The organism is Paenibacillus sp. FSL L8-0333 (assembly GCF_037965665.1).
GTDB lineage: Bacteria > Bacillota > Bacilli > Paenibacillales > Paenibacillaceae > Paenibacillus_AQ > Paenibacillus_AQ odorifer.
In genome coordinates this window covers 332,805-350,694 of sequence record NZ_CP150186.1, presented here as the reverse complement: position 1 = coordinate 350,694, position 17,890 = coordinate 332,805, and the positions used below count along the sequence as shown (strand labels likewise).

20 protein-coding genes are annotated in these 17,890 nt (G+C 47.7%); 4 read left to right on the top strand and 16 right to left on the bottom strand.

All coding sequences use genetic code 11. From position 1 onward, the window contains the following. The 4 genes from NYE72_RS01580 to NYE72_RS01565 form a co-directional block, all read right to left on the bottom strand. The gene (locus NYE72_RS01580) at positions 1 to 837 is read right to left on the bottom strand and encodes a DUF6492 family protein (RefSeq protein ID WP_076101176.1); all 837 of its coding nucleotides are present in this window, start codon (positions 835 to 837) and stop codon (positions 1 to 3) included. A 376-nt stretch (positions 838 to 1,213) separates the two neighbouring features. Continuing rightward, complete coding sequence (locus NYE72_RS01575; protein ID WP_339211155.1) at positions 1,214 to 1,462, bottom strand: hypothetical protein; 249 nt, start codon at positions 1,460 to 1,462, stop codon at positions 1,214 to 1,216. Positions 1,463 to 1,468: 6 nt separating this feature from the next. Beyond that, positions 1,469 to 1,717, bottom strand: a complete 249-nt coding sequence (locus NYE72_RS01570) for a hypothetical protein (RefSeq protein WP_339211153.1) — start codon at positions 1,715 to 1,717, stop codon at positions 1,469 to 1,471. 84 nt (positions 1,718 to 1,801) lie between these two features. Further along, positions 1,802 to 2,338, bottom strand: a complete 537-nt coding sequence (locus NYE72_RS01565) for a hypothetical protein (protein ID WP_339211151.1) — start codon at positions 2,336 to 2,338, stop codon at positions 1,802 to 1,804. Between the two features lie 216 nt (positions 2,339 to 2,554). Between NYE72_RS01565 and NYE72_RS01560 the strand changes: the two genes are divergently transcribed. Continuing rightward, positions 2,555 to 4,852, top strand: coding sequence for a UvrD-helicase domain-containing protein (locus NYE72_RS01560; RefSeq protein WP_076141407.1), 2,298 nt, complete (start codon positions 2,555 to 2,557; stop codon positions 4,850 to 4,852). Positions 4,853 to 4,916: 64 nt separating this feature from the next. Here NYE72_RS01560 and NYE72_RS01555 read toward each other — a convergent pair whose 3' ends face one another. The 3 genes from NYE72_RS01555 to NYE72_RS01545 all read right to left on the bottom strand — a co-directional run bounded on the left by NYE72_RS01555 (position 4,917) and on the right by NYE72_RS01545 (position 6,795). Continuing rightward, positions 4,917 to 5,501, bottom strand: a complete 585-nt coding sequence (locus NYE72_RS01555; RefSeq protein WP_052096720.1) for a 50S ribosomal protein L25 — start codon at positions 5,499 to 5,501, stop codon at positions 4,917 to 4,919. An 87-nt stretch (positions 5,502 to 5,588) separates the two neighbouring features. Then, positions 5,589 to 6,533 carry a DUF1861 family protein gene (locus NYE72_RS01550; RefSeq protein WP_038568279.1) on the bottom strand — a complete coding sequence of 315 codons (945 nt, stop codon included), beginning with the start codon at positions 6,531 to 6,533 and terminating at the stop codon, positions 5,589 to 5,591. Continuing rightward, a complete protein-coding gene (locus NYE72_RS01545) occupies positions 6,499 to 6,795 on the bottom strand; it encodes a helix-turn-helix transcriptional regulator (protein WP_051491502.1) in 297 nt (98 codons plus the stop codon). Before NYE72_RS01545 ends, NYE72_RS01550 begins: the two co-directional genes overlap by 35 nt. Before the next feature lie 216 nt (positions 6,796 to 7,011). On the opposite strand from NYE72_RS01545, the gene NYE72_RS01540 reads away from it, so the two are divergent. The 3 genes from NYE72_RS01540 to NYE72_RS01530 are packed head-to-tail and all read left to right on the top strand — an operon-like array spanning position 7,012 to position 10,371. Then, a complete protein-coding gene (locus NYE72_RS01540) occupies positions 7,012 to 8,193 on the top strand; it encodes a glycosyltransferase family 4 protein (protein ID WP_036687342.1) in 1,182 nt (393 codons plus the stop codon). Beyond that, the gene (locus NYE72_RS01535; protein WP_076107360.1) at positions 8,193 to 9,299 is read left to right on the top strand and encodes a glycosyltransferase; all 1,107 of its coding nucleotides are present in this window, start codon (positions 8,193 to 8,195) and stop codon (positions 9,297 to 9,299) included. Before NYE72_RS01540 ends, NYE72_RS01535 begins: the two co-directional genes overlap by 1 nt. Beyond that, positions 9,292 to 10,371: a mannose-1-phosphate guanylyltransferase gene (locus NYE72_RS01530; protein WP_036687341.1), complete on the top strand. Its 1,080-nt coding sequence runs from the start codon at positions 9,292 to 9,294 to the stop codon at positions 10,369 to 10,371. Before NYE72_RS01535 ends, NYE72_RS01530 begins: the two co-directional genes overlap by 8 nt. Before the next feature lie 103 nt (positions 10,372 to 10,474). On the opposite strand, the gene NYE72_RS01525 is transcribed toward NYE72_RS01530, so the two are convergent. From NYE72_RS01525 to NYE72_RS01485, 9 genes are all read right to left on the bottom strand, one after another. After that, positions 10,475 to 10,711 carry a hypothetical protein gene (locus tag NYE72_RS01525; RefSeq protein WP_036687339.1) on the bottom strand — a complete coding sequence of 79 codons (237 nt, stop codon included), beginning with the start codon at positions 10,709 to 10,711 and terminating at the stop codon, positions 10,475 to 10,477. Positions 10,712 to 10,821: 110 nt separating this feature from the next. Continuing rightward, on the bottom strand, positions 10,822 to 11,139 hold the full coding sequence (locus NYE72_RS01520) for a hypothetical protein (RefSeq protein ID WP_036687337.1): 318 nt from the start codon (positions 11,137 to 11,139) through the stop codon (positions 10,822 to 10,824). A 57-nt stretch (positions 11,140 to 11,196) separates the two neighbouring features. Then, the gene (locus NYE72_RS01515) at positions 11,197 to 12,072 is read right to left on the bottom strand and encodes an alkaline phosphatase family protein (protein WP_052096718.1); all 876 of its coding nucleotides are present in this window, start codon (positions 12,070 to 12,072) and stop codon (positions 11,197 to 11,199) included. A 4-nt stretch (positions 12,073 to 12,076) separates the two neighbouring features. Next, complete coding sequence (locus NYE72_RS01510) at positions 12,077 to 13,120, bottom strand: ABC transporter ATP-binding protein (protein ID WP_038568274.1); 1,044 nt, start codon at positions 13,118 to 13,120, stop codon at positions 12,077 to 12,079. Then, positions 13,117 to 13,920, bottom strand: coding sequence for an ABC transporter permease subunit (locus NYE72_RS01505; protein ID WP_051491499.1), 804 nt, complete (start codon positions 13,918 to 13,920; stop codon positions 13,117 to 13,119). Before NYE72_RS01505 ends, NYE72_RS01510 begins: the two co-directional genes overlap by 4 nt. After that, positions 13,917 to 14,837 (bottom strand): ABC transporter permease subunit, encoded by a 921-nt coding sequence (locus NYE72_RS01500; protein ID WP_076101167.1) that lies wholly within the window; start codon positions 14,835 to 14,837, stop codon positions 13,917 to 13,919. The genes NYE72_RS01505 and NYE72_RS01500 overlap by 4 nt, the downstream gene beginning before the upstream one ends. A gap of 91 nt (positions 14,838 to 14,928) precedes the next feature. Next, on the bottom strand, positions 14,929 to 16,041 hold the full coding sequence (locus NYE72_RS01495; protein ID WP_076141409.1) for an extracellular solute-binding protein: 1,113 nt from the start codon (positions 16,039 to 16,041) through the stop codon (positions 14,929 to 14,931). Between the two features lie 274 nt (positions 16,042 to 16,315). Further along, positions 16,316 to 17,095, bottom strand: a complete 780-nt coding sequence (locus NYE72_RS01490) for an ABC transporter permease (RefSeq protein ID WP_036687327.1) — start codon at positions 17,093 to 17,095, stop codon at positions 16,316 to 16,318. 15 nt (positions 17,096 to 17,110) lie between these two features. Next, positions 17,111 to 17,887: an ABC transporter ATP-binding protein gene (locus tag NYE72_RS01485; protein ID WP_036687325.1), complete on the bottom strand. Its 777-nt coding sequence runs from the start codon at positions 17,885 to 17,887 to the stop codon at positions 17,111 to 17,113. Positions 17,888 to 17,890 lie beyond the last annotated feature (3 nt).

Here is a 17,890-nt window from a genome sequence, read left to right as displayed (position 1 = left end):
CTATCGCCCCCCTGCGCTGGATTTAGCCCCCGGTGTTCTCACATACCCCTTTCGTTTATGAAAAGACAATGATCTATACTTCTCAGCCAGCTGATTCACTCTCTGCTTGGATAGCTGTCCTGCATTCATATGGAGACCTTTATTACGCGCTTTTTGAATCTTCATTCCCTCGCGATTCTTCGAATACAGGTAATTGGCATAGGTTTCGAATTCAGAAAAGGCAAATTGCTTGGAACGGTTCATACTGTGTAAAATAGCTCGATACCAAGGCATTTGGTGTTTTGCTTCTATCTCTCTTTTCATTTGAGCCAATTGACTGCGTTCAAACAGCATATAATGGGTCACAAATGACGATTTTGCGGTCACCTTGCGGCCCATGAGTTTCCTATAGGTTACAAAATACTGTGGTTGGCTCCAGTTCCGGCTGTAAAAGAGTGTCTTGCCGTCCGCCCGAAAACGGTGGGGGGTGATCAGAACGGTATCGGCATCAATAACCAGAAAATAATCCGCCGTGCAGAGCTTGTCGCCATTCAGCTTCAGCAGCTGTTGGAATAGCCAGCCGGAACGTTCCCAGGTGCGTGAGCGATAATGAATGTCTTTTTTCGTAATCGGCAGCACCGTATTCTCATCAATAAAGGTACAGCCTTTTGTGCGACAGAACTCAATCATCCGTTTCTTTTTGGGAGCAACAATTAATATCCGGCCGATGGGATGCTTAACATGCTTTCTAACAGCGTCAATCACATGGGGAAGGGTCTGTAAATCTTTTTCAATCGCGGGAATCAGTACGTCTATAGTAACGGCATGTCTGATGCGGACCTTACTGGGCGAGGGCATAGGGTCATCTCCATATCATGTTTTTGCTTTAGGATATGAGCATGATAGGAAAAGGGAATGGGCATCACAGAATTGTTCAGGGGAGTGGCAAACGTGCGCTGAACAATTCTGTGATGCGCGGGGCGGAAATTTTTATATTATAAAAATAGAAACAGACCTGCACCCAGCGCCCTTTAGTAGGGCGAATATGCCTCTCATTTCGCTTACGGAGGCGGATTCATCCTTTTCTAGGGCATTTTTGCCTCTCATTTCGCCCACGCAGCCACAATCCAGCCTATCTACGGGATTTATACCGTACATTTCGCCCACGCAGCCACATTCCTGCCTATCTGCGGGATTTATACCGTACATTCCGTCCACGTAGCCACATTCCTGCCTATCTGCGGGATTTATACCGTACATTCCGTCCACGTAGCCGCATTCCAGCTAATCTGCGGGATTTATACCGTACATTCCGCCCACGCAGCCACATTCCAACTAATCTACGGGATTTATACCGTACATTCCGCCCACGCAGCCACATTCCAGCTAATCTGCGGGATTTATACCGCACATTCCGCCCACGCAGCCACATTCCAGCTAATCTACGGGATTTATACCGTACATTCCGCCCACGTAGCCACATTCCTGCCTATCTGCGGGATTTATACCGTACATTCCGCCCACGCAGCCACATTCCAGCTAATCTGCGGGATTTATACCGTACATTCCGCCCACGCAGCCACATTCCTGCCAATCTACGGGATTTATACCGTACATTCCGTCTACGCAGCCACATTCTAACTAATCTACGGGATTTATACCGCACATTCCGTCTACGCAGCCACATTCCAACTAATCTACGGGATTTATACCGCACATTCCGTCTACGCAGCCACATTCCAACTAATCTACGGGATTTTTACCGTACATTTCACCCACGCAGCCACAATCCAGCCTATCTAAGGGATTTATACCGTACATTTCACCCGCGCAGCCACTTTCCAGCCAATCTGCGGGATTTATACCGTACATTCCGCCCACGCAGCCACGATCCAGCTAATCTACGGGATTTATACCGCACATTCCGCCCACGCAGCCACATTCCAGCCAATCTACGGGATTTATACCGCACATTCCGCCCACGCAGCCACATTCCTGCCAATCTACGGGATTTATACCGTACATTCCGTCTACGCAGCCACATTCTAACTAATCTACGGGATTTATACCGTACATTTCGCCCACGCAGCCACGATCCAGCTAATCTACGGGATTTATACCGTACATTCCGTCCACGTAGCCACGATCCAGCTAATCTGCGGGATTTATACCGTACATTCCGCCCACGCGGCCACGATCCAGCTAATCTGCGGGATTTATACCGCACATTCCGCCCACGCAGCCACATTCCAGCTAATCTGCGGGATTTATACCGCACATTCCGCCCACGCAGCCACGATCCAGCTAATCTGCGGGATTTATACCGCACATTCCGCCCACGCAGCCACATTCCTGCCAATCTACGGGATTTATACCACCGTTGTGTCCCACTCCCACACCAATCCCCAGATTTTTACTGGCTCAATATCCAACACTTTTCCTGTGCAGCAAAAAGCTTGGGATGGTATATTGTAGATTGGCTAAATTTTCGGCACATTTTAAGATGAACTCAAACATCATAGAACTAGGTTTGTTGAGATCACTACTCTATACAGAAATAATGAAGGTGAATCTATTGAATAAGCTTTTATTTCATACTATCCCGCTGGGAGCTACTGGTGAGCGGATCCCGCAAGCGGCTGTGGCCTCAGCGCAGACAAGCCAAGAACTGGTGAAGCGGGAGGATGAGGACTCCGCTTATTTCCGCAGGCTGGAAGAAGGCGGCATCCTGCTTAACCGTCCGCAGATTTCTGCGGTACGGCATCATAAAGGGCCGCTTCTAACACTGGCCGGCGCAGGCTCCGGCAAAACCTCGGTTCTGATCTGCAGAACCGGTTATTTGTTGTCCGTGCGCGGCGTCTCGCCAAGTCAGCTGCTATTGCTGACTTTTTCGAGTAAAGCTGCGGCGGAAATGCGCGAGCGGATCGCCCTATTACCGGGAGTAGGCCCAGCGGACGTCGCGCGGCTGCAAGCCCGTACTTTTCATTCCTTTTTCTTATTTTTCTTGCGCAGACAAGGATTGCAGCAAGAAATTTTCAGTGAGACGCGGCGCCAGCACATCCTGTTGAAACAGATCATGCGTGAGCTAGGGCTACCTAAAGATGCGTATCCACCGGAAACCCTACTGTCTCTGCTCTCTTCCTGCAAAATGAACATGGGTACTGTAGAAGGCTTGCCTGAAGGAACCACCGCTGAAAAAGAAATGAAATCCATTCTGGAAATCTACGAACAATGGAAACTAGACAATTTCAAAATCGACTTCGACGATGTCCTCTTAATCGCCTATCGGATGCTGAAGGAGCGTCCTACGCTTTTGCAGGAATTGCAGATGAGATATCTATACGTGATGGTGGATGAGTTTCAGGATACCAATGCCTTGCAGTACGAGTTAGTCAAAATGATTGCTCACCCGCAGCATAATCTGATGGTAGTTGGCGACGATGACCAGACGATTTATTCCTTCAATGGGGCACGCAGTGAATTTATTCTGGAATTCGAGAAGCTGTACCCAGGAGCAAGGGTTATTACACTTGATATTAATTACCGTTCTGGTCCAGCTATAGTCGGACTCGGCAACGGTATTATCCGGCACAATACGCGCCGGCGTTCCAAAACCCTGCAAGCTGCCAAAGGCAGCGGGAGTCAGCCCCGGTATATGCGTCCGCAGACAGCAGACGAGGAAGCTGAGCAGATGGTTGAGCATATTTTAAACGAGGTTTCGAGCGGCAAAAGAGAATATAGCGACTTCGCCATGTTATATAGAGCGTCCAGCAGCAACCGGGCCGTTCTGGAATTACTTCTTTTACGCGATATTCCCTATATTGATTATGGAGAAGGCCAATTACTGTACGAACACTGGCTAATTTCCCCGGTCGTGGATCATATGCGTCTCTCCGTGAATCGGCGGAATTTTGCGGCTATGGAGAACATCCTGCCTACTCTATATATGAACCGTGAAAAAGGTATGAATCACATCCGGCAAATGGAAGCTAGACAACCAAAGCAAGGCCCACTAATCCATCTGTTGTCCATGCCCGGCATGGAGGATTTCAAGGGCACTAAGCTTAGAGAGCGGCTGGATCTAATTCGCAATATGCGCGAGTTAACCCCAGTCCAAGCGATTCGCCAGATCCGCACGCAATTTTATGATTATTTCATCGAAGCAAATGAGCGGCATCAAGCAACCTTGCATCGCGAAACGTTAAAAGAAATGCTAGATGAACTAGAATCGTCTGCAGAGCGATTTGATAGTATTCCTGCCTTTCTAGATTTCATAGATAATGTTACGGAACGTAATGAACATAATCGTCAGCCAAGCACCAAAGAACAAGGGAATCGGATCGCGCTTATGACCATTCACAAATCCAAGGGCTTAGAGTTTCCTGTGGTCTTTTTGATTGGAGCCTCTGAAGGAATTCTTCCGCATAGCTCCGCACTGGAGGGCGACCGGCTCAAGGACCGCAAGCTGGCCGCTGCAAATAGTGGTAGTTCAAGCTTGGCTGCACTGGAAGAGGAGCGAAGACTGGCTTACGTAGCTGTTACTAGAGCCCGGGAAGAGCTATTTATCAGTTCACCTGCGAGGCATCGAGGCAAAAAAGCAGAGGTCTCCCGCTTCATGTTATCAGCCTTCCGCTCTGCTGTTTCTTCCACAGCAACGACTACGGTGAGCAGAACAGTAACAACAAGATCCTTACCTACCAGTCGCACAACTGCGACAAGAACCCATGTCGTTCCAGTATGGAATTGTACCAGCAATACCTGTCCTGGCTGGACACGCATGAAAGCGGGCGGAGCTGAGGATCATTTAACCTCAAAGCCCTGCCCGTTATGTAGTTCCTCTATGGCAAAGGACCAACGAGAAGTTCCTGTATGATTCAACGCAAAAAAAGCAAGTTTCCTCTTCCCTGGAAACTTGCTTTTTTAATAAAAATATAGGTTTAGGCTGGAGTTACTACCGCTTCTTCTTCCTCTTCTTCATGCACGGTCTTGATCTGGATCATTACGGTTGACGGTTCGGTCAACACTTCAATCCCGTCCTTAAAGATCAGATCAGAGACAAGCAATTGGTCGCCAATATCCAATCCGCTAATATCCACTTCCATGGAGGTAGGAAGATCTTCAGGCATACAGCGAACTTCCACTTCATAAATTTCAACCTGAAGCGTACCGCCTGCTTTAATACCTACGGCTTCACCTGCAAAATGAATAGTCACCTTGCTGTCCATGCTCTTTTTCATATTTACATGTTGAAAATCAATATGCAGAATTTTGCCGGACAGGGTATCCTTCTGAATGTTCTGAACCACGACCGGAACCTCTAGATCTTCCGATACCTTACCTTGCAGAATTGCGCGCGGATTCTTTTTGAGAATGTCCAGAAGTTCTTTTTCATTCACTTCCAACGTCAGAGTCTCTTTACCAATACCATATAATACAGCCGGAATACGTCCTTGCTTACGCGCCTGATTGATGTTGGACTTGGTGTCAGTCTTACGTGTGTTGAATTGAATAAACTTATTCATTGGGTTTCCCGCTCTCTTTGACCATAAATTCTTGTCACACTAAGTGTAACATGACCATATAATCTAGTCAAACCAACTGAAAGAACGCTAGGATTCATATTCGTCAAACGGGTCCGCGATCTCAATCTGATACGCTTCTGCGTCACTCACCCCTACAGACAATACCGCCCGGCCTCCTCCAAGACGTTTCAAGCCACCGCTGAAGATGACATCCTCCAGTTCTTTGCGCTTGCCCGGGCCCGCCGGAAAATCACTGCGGACTGCTATTATTTTGACCGGAGTTGCCTTATAAGTCTCAGGATTCAGCGAAAAAGCCATGGCATAATAGTGTTTGTTTCCGGCGCTATCGAAGCAAGCAATGTGGCCCAACACGCCCACCTTCCCACCCCGCAGCAGATGAGCTTCATTGGCTCCACCCCACTCTTCGGGCACGAATTGATCCTGTAGCACCTCGGCATCAATAAAGGTCTGCTCATTCAGTTCGTCCAGCGAAGGAATCACTGTGAACCCAATCTGCCCTCGCCCACCCCGTTCGCCCTGCGGCCGGGTAAATACGCCTACACTGCCATTATCAAGCTCGATAAGCCGGATATCCTTCATCGTGCCGGGGCCTGAAGAAAAGTGGGTCAAAGAATCGATGTGATAACCCCGGTAGAACTGGGTCACCCAGGAGATAATCCGATGCGGATCATCCGCTGCCGTAATCACTTCCACCCCGCCCACAATAAGTTCCCCCCTGATCCGGGTCCAGCACGGGTCCTGTAAATTGTACGTATGCGTATGCGCACGAGGTCTCCAAACCCCATCATGGCATGTAAAAAAGAAGACTTGAGAGAACTCACTGTCCCGTTCCTCAACTCTTCCCATTAGTACCTCTTCCCCGTTATACATAAACGGGGCGGTTATATTATAGACATCCCGGTGCCCAACACCGGTGAACGTCAGTTTATTTACAGTGGTTGTACCGCGTCCGGCATGATATGTATCCAGAAGCTGCTTACAGGTGGCTGTCTGTGCCGGGTTCCTTGTCATCGCCGTCCTCCTCATAATCATTTGAACGATCGATCACCCAATCGTTGTCTTCCGCATCCATGGCAATCAGCTCGCCGGGCTGGACATTAAAGTATACACATAATTTTAGCAACAGATCCCTTGGATACTGCACCATCTCATTCTTATACATTCGGCGTACCGAATCAAAATGGTAATTGATCTCTTTAGCAAGCTTGCGGATCGATAATTTCGGATCATGCCTCTCCATGACCTCACTCAGTTTACTGCGTATGACTGGCATTCATACACCTCCTCCAATAATATATCCGTACTAACCCCAAGGCGTCAATCGAATTGACAAGATAAAACGGTCATGTTACAGTTGGATTAGGAAATAATTTGCAACATTTCTAATTTTAGAAAACCAAATACCTTTCCCTATTCAGAAAATAGAGTCTTCTTTATTTTCTTTTTTTGTATCCAGACCAATCGCAAGACCATTAGGGAGGCTCTTTGAATGAAAAATACAGTCCGTAATCACAACATCGTGTTCCTGGGAACCAGTCTGCCGCGAGAGTGCGGTATCGCCACGTTCACACAGGATCTGCTAGATGAACTTATCCACCTTCCCGGCTTTAACCCGCCCCGGATTATTGCCATAAACAACAATGAAACCTACGCTTACGATCAGCAGGTAATACGGCAGATCGACCAGCATAATTACGCAGATTATATAGATACGGCCGATTTCCTCAACAATTCTGATACCGATTTGTTGGTCATCCAACATGAATTTGGCATCTACGGCGGAGAAAGCGGTGAATACCTGCTCCCCTTTGTCGAACGTTTGAACATTCCGTATGTTGTTGTTTTTCACACAGTGTTGACCAAGCCCTCCCCTAAGCAGCATCAGATCATCCGATGTCTGGCCGAGCGTAGCGTGCAGGTCGTGACGATGGCAGAATCAACCCTTACCGATTTATCTACTATTTATGAGATCCCAGTTTCCAAAATCACATTCATCCATCACGGTGTCCCTCAAGTTAGCACAGCCTCACGCACCAGCCTTAAAGCACAATACGGTTATCCAGACCGCAAGATCCTCTCCACCTTCGGCTTCCTCAGTCCCGGCAAAGGGATTGAATACAGCATCGAAGCCATGCGCGGCGTGGTCAAGCGCCATCCCGAAGCACTTTACATTGTCTGGGGCAAGACCCATCCGGTCGTCAAGCTGGAATCCGGGGAAGTTTACCGCCAGAAACTGACGGACCTCGTAGAAATGTTTGACTTGCAGGACAATGTCCAATTCGTCGATAAGTTGCTGACCCAAGAAGAAGTAATAGAGTCCTTGGTCATGTCAGATATCTATGTGACTCCTTATCTGGGTAAGGATCAGGCCGTCAGCGGCACCCTGGCCTACGGAGTCGGTTATGGCCGGGTCATCGTGTCGACCCCTTACCGCTACGCCCAGGAAATGCTGGCAGAAGGCCGCGGTCTACTGGCTGATTTTCATGATTCTGCTTCCTTGGAAGCCTGCATTTTGCGCTTGCTGAACAGCCCTGCTCTGGTGCAAACGATGGAAGACCGCACGTTGAAGCTCGGGCTCACTATGCGCTGGAACGAAATCGCCAAAATCTATGCCGCCTTGTTCCACAGCCATATCCAGAGCTCGGCGTCAGCTGATCGGAGCGTGATTTAATGGAAACCTCCACCACAGTACAGTCTAAACCAGGCTATATGCGCAGAATCACGGACGATACAGGAATCTTTCAGCATACCAAGTTTGGGGTTCCGGACCGTTCCAAGGGCTACACTACCGATGATAATGCCCGCGCCCTGATTGCTGCGGTCTTAATGTACGAGAATTCCCGGGATGCCGTGGCACTCGATCTCATTCATACGTATATCTCTTTTATCTATCATTCCCAGACAGCGGACGGCAATTTTCGCAATTTCATGGATTATAACCGCTCCTTTATAGAGGATAAAGGTTCTGAAGATTGCCAGGGACGTACCTTGTGGGCACTAGGGTTCGCCTTGTCGCATGCAGCTTCCCTGCCTGACAACCTGATGAATACCTGCCGGTATTTGATCAATCAGGCACTGCCGCATCTGGAAGCCTTGGGCTCACCTCGGGCCGGAGCCTATGCCATCATCGGCTTAAGTTATCTTACCGAAGCACCCGGCCCATTAGGTTATGCTTTTCCATACCCGCATACTGAAAACACGACCGAAGAAGCCGCCTTTCTGCCAAGGGCAACCATTGAGAGTCTGATCGAAAATATTGCGGTTCGGCTGCATAATCAATATACCCGCTATAAGGGGCACGGCTGGAATTGGTTCGAGGACAGCATCACTTATGGCAATTCCATGCTGCCCTGGGCTCTGCTTCGGGCCTACCTAATCTCCGGGAATAAAAACCTGCGGGAGACCGCCAAGGAAAGCCTGGATTTCCTAGCTTCAACCACCTTCTCCAGCAAAGGCTACTATAAACCGATCGGCAGCCATGGCTGGCTGCTGCGCGATGGGCTGGCTGCACCCTATGATGAACAGCCCATTGAAGCCTGCGAGATGCTGCTGGCCTGCCGGGAAGCAGCTGTTGTTCTTGAGGACCCCTCTTATCTTGCGCAGGCAGAATTATGCTACAACTGGTATCTAGGGCATAATTCCTTGGGAATCCCCCTAATCGATCCGCAGACTGGTGCTTGTTATGACGGTATTCATGCGGCGGGGCTCAACCTGAATCAAGGCTCGGAGAGCATTATATCCTTCACAATTGCCCGGTTGGTGATGCATCATGAATAAATATGCTACGATCCTAGCCGGCGGGGGCGGAACACGGTTTTGGCCCCTGTCCAGACAAGAAATCCCAAAGCAGCTGCTGAACATTAGTGGCAACGACATTATGTTAAACGATACGATTGAACGCTTCAAAGGGATTATTCCTCAGGAGAATACAGTTATCGTTACTAATCGTACCCAAGCAGTATTGTTGGAGAGTATTATGCACAGCAGCGTTCTCAAAGCTAATATTCTAATTGAACCTGTGGCGCGAAATACAGCCGCTAGCATTCTTTTTGCAGCATTATCTATAGAGAAGTCTCATGGCAATTCTTTAATGGTCGTCCTTCCTTCCGATCACTATATAACGGATGAGGAACAATTCCGTCTTACACTAGACGAAGCCTGTACTGTTGCCATGGAGTCAGACAAAATAGTAACCATCGGAATCAAGCCTACTTTCCCATCTACTGGCTACGGCTATATTGCCTTTGATAAGACGCCGATTGCGACAAGCCCAGTGGCTGTATATGATGTAGATGAATTTGTAGAGAAACCAAACTTTCAGAATGCACAGAGTTATCTGGCATCCGGTAATTATCTATGGAATAGTGGGATTTTTATTTGGCAGACCTCTGTCATTATTGATAATTTCAAACGTTATCTACCTCGACTCTACAAAACCATGCTGCCCATCAGTGATTGTTTGGGTACAGATCAGGAAGAGGAAGTTATTAATGCCATCTACCCAACGCTTCAGAATATTTCGATTGATTACGGCATTTTAGAACGCTCTGATGAAGTTGTCGTGCTTTCCGGACAATTTGGCTGGAATGATATCGGTAGCTGGGATGCACTGGGTTCAATCTTCCCTCCGGATGATGCAGGCAACATTATAAAAGCAAATCATGTGGGAATAGATACCCATAACTCAATCATTTATGGAAATGGCAGACTTATCACGACCATTGGTGTAGACGGGTTCATCATTGCGGATACTGGGGATGCACTGTTAATCTGTCCCAAGGATAAAGCGCAGTCAGTCAAAGATATCGTGGAGCTTCTAAAGGAACAGGGAATGACAGAATATATCTAACTAAAAAGAATGCAAAAAGACGGGCCATTGCAGTACATGCATGGTCCGTTTTTTAACTAATTATATAAGTTGAACAGTTTGTACATGTTTGGAAGCGCCAAACTTAGGTCCAAGCCCACAAGAACCCGTCTCGATCCCAAGCAATTCTCCCGCCATGGAGTTTCCGGAAAGCTTTCTTCACTTCTTTGGAGAGTGAGGCATTGCCGTTCTCATTCACAAATACAAATTGTTCTCCAAAATTCTCTTTCACATATTCAATCGCCGCCGTCTGATGCAAGGTACCCGTAAAACGAATCTCCTTCACCATCCATTCTGCTACTTCTTGTGCGGTTATTTCCATATGGATGCGCCTCCTCTCTGTGCTTACTGCTAAAATGTGCCCTCATTATAACATGAATACAGCCCAACCGGACAAACGTCCGAATTGGGCTGTATTGAAGTCATTTTACATCACTGTGGATAGATATGGTTCGAAGGATAACGGGACTTCTGTCCTCCACTCACCATCAACAGAATCCCAGTAATTAAGTGCAAGAACCAGCCCACAAAAGGAATCCATGCCAATAAAGAAGTTATAATTCCTAGCACTGAACCGTAGATAGACTCACGGTCTCTTGAAGATAAAATCAATGTAATCACATGTAGAATAAACATCAACCCCAGAACGGAATACCCCGTGCCAATAACAATAGCAGCACCCAGGATTGGAATTGCCAAAATAATTTCACAGGAACCCGTAATCCATTTCATAGCTTTAGAAGCGCTCAATAGACAACCTCCTAATTGGTTGAAATATATGATTTTTCTCGTGCTAATTATTTTATTTCATACCAACGGCAAAGGTTCTTCCACTTTGTCATGGGATTGCTTCTGCACAAGTGGAGGCAAGCCCTCCTTACTCATTGCTGCCGAAGGGGCCAGCCCCAAACAGTGGCACATTAAAGGAGCCAGTCGCAGCTGTGGCAGTACTTCTTCCTCTTTTTCCGAAGATAATACATCTACCCCAAACGTATATAATGGCACATCTCGCTCGGAAGGGGTTATCCCGCCGTGGTACCCATTTGCGTTCATTCCATGATCTGCCGTAATCATAATCTTATAGCCCTGTTCCATCCAAATGGGCAAAACAGTGGCCAACAGACCGTCAGCATTACGCACTGAAAACTCATATTCCTTGCTCTCTCCGCCATAACGATGCCCGGCGTCATCTATATTCATGGAGTGAATGTATAGGAAATGCGGATCATAGGCACTCCGTAAATACACAGCGTCGGCAAACACATGACTGTCGGGATAGTGATCCTCGAAATAAAAACTGCCATGCTGAATGGGCTTCATCACATTGTGCTGATGGCGATCAGCAAGCGGATCAAAAGGGGCCGAATTATAAAGCTCACTGACCCAATGATAGGCGACAGCAGCTGTGCGCAAATTAGCGCCCACTGCCAGATGGAATACGCTCTCTTCATGGCTTGGTCTCACAATATGGTTAGCCGTAATTCCATTTTTGGACACGGGTGTACCCGTCAAGAGCACTTCATAAAGCGGGCGTGACAGACTGGGTAATTCCGATTTCACTCGGTGACATGATATTTTCCCCTGCTCCACCAGATGCTCCATATACCCCATATATTCACGTGCGGCCTCATATCTAAGTCCGTCCAACACTACCACAATAAGTTTATTGTTCATTTCAGTCATCTTATTACGCTCCCTCTCGTTCCAGATGCAGCAGCTCAGAAGGGTTCAGAGCCAAGGTGACGTTAGCCCCTTCCACCAGCCTCAGCCAGCGTCCGTCATTTAAAAGATCAACCGTTAAAGAAATGTCTTCCACCTCTACCGTACACCTAACAATATTGCCCAATACGGAGACAGATTTAATGATGCCATCCACCAGTTGCAGTCCGGCAGCAACCTCGTGAAGTCCCGCGCCCTCATGCAGCAGCGTAACCGCCTCAGGCCGAATAGCAAATCGGTCCTTCGTGCTATCTATCCCCCGGAACAACGTCATCACTTCTGATCGGGTCAATACATTGTAACTGCCCATAAACCGGGCAACGAACTCTGTTCGTGGTGCGGAGTACAACCCCTCAGGTGTGCCATCCTGCACAATCCGGCCACCATTCATAATACAGATGCGGTCAGAAAGAATCAGTGCTTCCTCCTGATCATGCGTCACGAATAGTGTCGTCATGTTAAACCTTTTTTGAATATCACGGATTTCAGCACGTAAATTCTTGCGTATCTTAGCATCTAGTGCGCTTAAGGGTTCATCCAGCAGCAATACTTTGGGCTGCACCGCTAGAGAACGAGCCAGCGCTACCCGCTGCTGCTGTCCACCAGAGAGGGACTGCGGATATACATCCCGTTTATCCTCCAGATCGACCAATGCCAGCAATTCCGCGCAGCGATGATGGCGGGCTGATTTCGATAGTCCCCGCATTTTCATTCCATACTCGATATTTTGGCTCACCGTCAGATTGGGGAACAAGGCATAAGACTGAAACACCATTCCTACCTCGCGCTTACGGGGCGGCAAACTTCCCAGATCTTTATTTTCCAAAAGAATTCTGCCGCCATCCAGCTCTGAAAGACCGGCTATGCAGCGTAGCAATGTGCTTTTTCCACAACCGGAGGGGCCTAGCAGTGTCACAAGCTCACCTTCACGGATCTCCAAATCAACATTGTCTAACACACAGGTATTCCCAAACATTTTGCGTACACCCTGCAGCTTTAGATAATCATTCATCCCTTAATACCTCCCCCCATCTTTTTACCGAGCTTCATTAGTACCATCGAAAGAATTAGAATAAACAGAAAATAAGAGATCGCAATCGCACTGGCCAAATGTCCACTTTCACCAACCCTTTGATATAGATATACCTGAATCGTCTGAATATGTCCGCCAACTAACATGTTCGTAAGAACAAATTCGCCGAATAGAACTGAAAATGATAACAGTGTAGAGACGATAACCCCAGGCCATATATTAGGCAAAATCACATTCAAGAAGGCCGTTCTTCGGCGGGCACCAAGCAGCTCCGCAGCATGCAGCAGTTCTACGGCATTAACCGTTAACAGACTATTGCGAATGCCCTGATACATATAGGGAAGGATGACCACAAAATATGCGCCCACCAATAAATACGCTGTTCCAGCGATATCAAAAGGACCAGAGGAATAGGTACGAATAAGACCTACCGCAGCCACAACACCAGGCACCGCATAAGGCAAAACAACAATACCTTTCATAAAGCTCTCCCAGCGCGGAAAATAGAGGGTGATGACAAAAACAGCTGGCAGCATCACGGCCAGACTCAGCACCACGCTGATCAGGCATAAATAAAGCGAGGTCCAAAGCGCCTCCAGAAAGCGAATATCCTCAAACATTTCCCCAAACCAATTCAAGGTCCAAGCTCGGGGCAGCAGGGTATTCTGCCAGTCTTGTGCAAAAGCATAAATACCCGTCGCCAAAAGAGGAAGCAGCAAATACACCATGAGCAGCAGCATGAAGGTGCGTGGAGCGAAGCCTGCTTTGCGTATATTCATTGCCCTACCTCCTCACGAGCTGTCCATAAACGCCGGGGAGCTGTGGTTTTCACATCCGGTTTACTGAGCGCTTTCGTTCCGAACCTCTCCGCGCGCCGCACCATTAAATGGTTCAGATAAACCGCCAAAATCGTAGTCAGACCAAGAAGAACAGCAAGCGTACTCCCCATTTGTGGCTGTGTAACCACATCTCCGGCAACCAGTGAACCGATACGTACCGCCAACAGATTGTAATTTCCGCCAACCAATGCGTAAGCCGTGGCATAAGCACCCATTGCATTAGCAAAAAGAATTCCAAGTGTGCCAAAGATCGCTGGAGTTAGAATAGGCAGGCCAATCGTCTTCCAGAACTGCCAAGGCCCAGCCCCCAGTAAAGACGCTGCCTCTCTCCACTGCTCACGGATTCCGTAAAAGGACGGGTACAAAAGCAATAAGGCTAACGGAACCTGAAAGTATACATACACCAGTATTAGACCTGACCAGCTATATAGATCAAAATCGGCAAAAACACTCCAGCCCCACTGTTTAAATAAGAGTGTAAACACCCCATTATTTCCGAGCAAAATGATATAAGCAAACGCCAGCGGAACACCTGCGAAATTAGAGGTCATATTCGACAGCATTAGAAGTCTATCGCGTACTCTCGGGGTAAACCGGGTAATGCAATAAGCACAAAAAAGTCCGACAATGATCCCTATCAGACTTGAGGTTATGGAGATTAGCAGACTGTTCTTAATCGCCTGCATGTAATAGGCACTTTGCAACGCATGCAGATAATTGCCTAACGTAAATCCCGTTCCGTCCGCTGTGCGTAAGCTTCCCGTCAGCATGGATATTATAGGTACCAGTTGAAAGGCTAACACCATTAGTGCAAATGGAATAAGTGCCAGGATCACACCGCGGCTTCTTTGTTTCATCTTACTCGCTCCTTGTCGCGGGAATAGAACAAAGGCGCCTTACGGCATCATGACGAAGGCGCCCTGCTTCTTTTTTGGGGAGAAATGCATACTAGTTCAAATGCACAAGCACACGTTCCTGCCACAATTGAGGAATGGTTTTTGCCGTCTCTTCCCATACCTTGTAATCACCAACAGGCTTAGCGTTGACATATTCGTCTTTTGGTAGCAGCTTAGCTGCAACATCATCCGGCAACGTTACACTGTCACGGATCGGACGAGCGTAACCTTTGGCAAGATTAATCTGTCCTTCATCACTAAGGATGTATTGGCGTGTAAGCTTCGCCGCGTTAGGATGCGGCGCATATTTGTTGATGATCGTGGCATACCCGCTCACGACACTGCCTTCTTGTGGAATGGCTACAGCGAAGCCATCTTTGTTGATCTGGTCTCTATAATTCAAAGCGTTGAAATCCCACAGCAGGGTAACTTCCACTTCACCTTTTTCAATGTTGGCAAGGGAAGCCTCTGCATTGGAGAGACGTCCTTTTTTAGCTAAATCCTCGAAAAAAGCAATCCCTGGTTCAATGTTCGACTCGTCGCCACCAAAGGCAATCGCTGCGGCCAATACAGCCATCTGTGCTTGAGCAGCTTTGGTTACATCACCAACGATGATTTTGTAATTGCCGTTCTTCAGATCTTCCCAGCTCTTCGGCGGATTCGCCACGAGCTTAGTGTTAGTCAGAAAAGAGATGGTGCCTTGATAGCCGACGATCCAATTTCCGTCCTTGTCCTTAGCCCAATCAGGGATTTCATCCCAGTAGGATGTTTTATAAGGCTGTGTTACCCCTTTCTCCACGGCAACCGATCCAAACGCAATCCCCACATCTCCGATGTCGGCCGTTGGTTTGTCTTTTTCCGCATCAAACTTGGCAATTTCCTCCGCGCTCGACATATCGGTATCCGAATGTGTAAGACCATACTTACTGTCCATATCACTCCATGTATCTTTCCAGTTCGCCCAAGAATCCGGCATTCCTACACTGACGATACTGCCCTCTTCTTTAGCTTTACTCTCGATCTCAGTCAGACTTAATTCTTTGGTGCCAGCCTTTCCATTCGTTGTTTCTTCAGCCTTGGCTGAATTTCCACAAGCAGCAAGCAACAGGACGAGCAAGGATAACATTAGACCCATTGATAATTGATTTTTGATCCCTTTTTTCATGATTTCCCCTTCACTCCTATTTCTTATTTGCGGGCTTCTTTATGCTCCAACTGTTAGGCACCCAATTGCAGTATAGGCGTGTACTATTTTCGCGGCATTAAGGAGAATAGGAATATTTGTAAATAAAAAGAAACGACCTGTCGTCTTTTTTAGATGACCGCCGTTTCCCTTAGAAATACAATTTACTTACAATGACAAGAAATATTCGTATAAACTTCAGTCCAAGTAAAAAACTGCCCGACATTTCCAGGCAGTTTTACATGTATGAATATAATTACCGTCTACGCGCTGCCACACTGACAACACCGTATCTGTAAAGCACCTTCTTACCGAACCAGCCAAAAAGCCGATCCGTAAAGAAGCCCATAAAGCCAAGGCAGAACAACCCGACAAAGATCCAATCCGTACGGAAAAACAACCGGGAATTCCAGATCAGATAACCTACACCTTCGTTCGAAGCAATCATTTCCGCGCCGATAATCGCCATATATGAGGTGCCCATCGCTAACCGGATACCCGTAAAAATATAAGGGATCGTCGCCGGAACGACCACATGAATCAGAATTTGCCACTCACTGGCGCCCATACTGCGGGCTGAGCGGATTTTGTCCTCTTCCACGGACATCACACCGGTTAAAGTATTCAGCACCACGATAAAAAAGGTGGCGTACATAATTAACGCAATCTTCGACTGCTCCCCAATACCAAACCATACTAGGAACAAAGTAATGAATGCAATCGGCGGGATAAAACGGATAAAGTTCAGGAAAGGCTCCGCAAAAATACGGATCAAGTTCACCTTCCCAATGATTAGTCCTACGGGAATCGCCAGTAAACTGCCGAGTACCCAACCAATGAGCACCCGATAAAAGCTAATCCCGATATATTGCAGCAAGGTTCCGTCTTCCAGCAGCTCCCGTCCGCCCTTAAGTGTACTCCATGGTCCGGGGATCACATCGGGGCCATAGATTACAGCTCCAAGCTGCCAGACGCAGAGCGCGGTAATCCATAGAAGGGTTACGGAAACCCACTTCTTCTCCACCCATTTCCTCATCTGTCTCACCCTATCCTATTCTTCGAAATGACCTTGAATTTGATTGTATAACGAGTAGAATTCCGGTGAGGTTACGTCCCGCGGATACGCCAGTGTATTGTCATAAATATCTGTAATATTAGAGGACGGTCCTACTGACATAATGCCAATTCGTTCTCCCAGCAATAACGCCTCCTGAATATCATGAGTTACAAAAATCACCGTCTTATGTGTCTGGCGCCAAATGTTGACCAATTCCTTCTGCATCGTTCGGCGCGTCATCGCATCCAGCGCACCAAATGGCTCATCCATTAGCAGAATCGCTGGATCATTCGCCAGCACCCGAGCCAGCTGAACACGCTGCTTCATACCCCCAGACAGCTCCTTCGGGAACTTCTCCTCATGCCCGTTCAGCCCAACAAGCCCGATGAACCTATCCGATATTGTGTGCCGTTCCGCCTTTGCGATTTTCTTCATCCGCAATCCGAACTCCACATTCTGCCGGACGGTTAACCAAGGGAATAAGGAGGAATCCGCCTGCTGGAACACAACCGCCCGATCTCTGCCGGGCTTATTCACCTCTACATTATCCACCCGTAGATGCCCACCAGATTTGGAGACAAACCCGGCGATCATATTCAGCAGTGTTGATTTCCCGCAACCACTCGGCCCAAGCAGAACGAAGAATTCCCCACCTTTAATTACGAGATCTACATCTTTTATAATGTAGTGAATGTCCCCAGCAGTTGGTTCGCTGTAGCTTTTACGGAGCTGCTCAATATGAATGGTATGCTGCTTAGCAGGTAATGACATTCT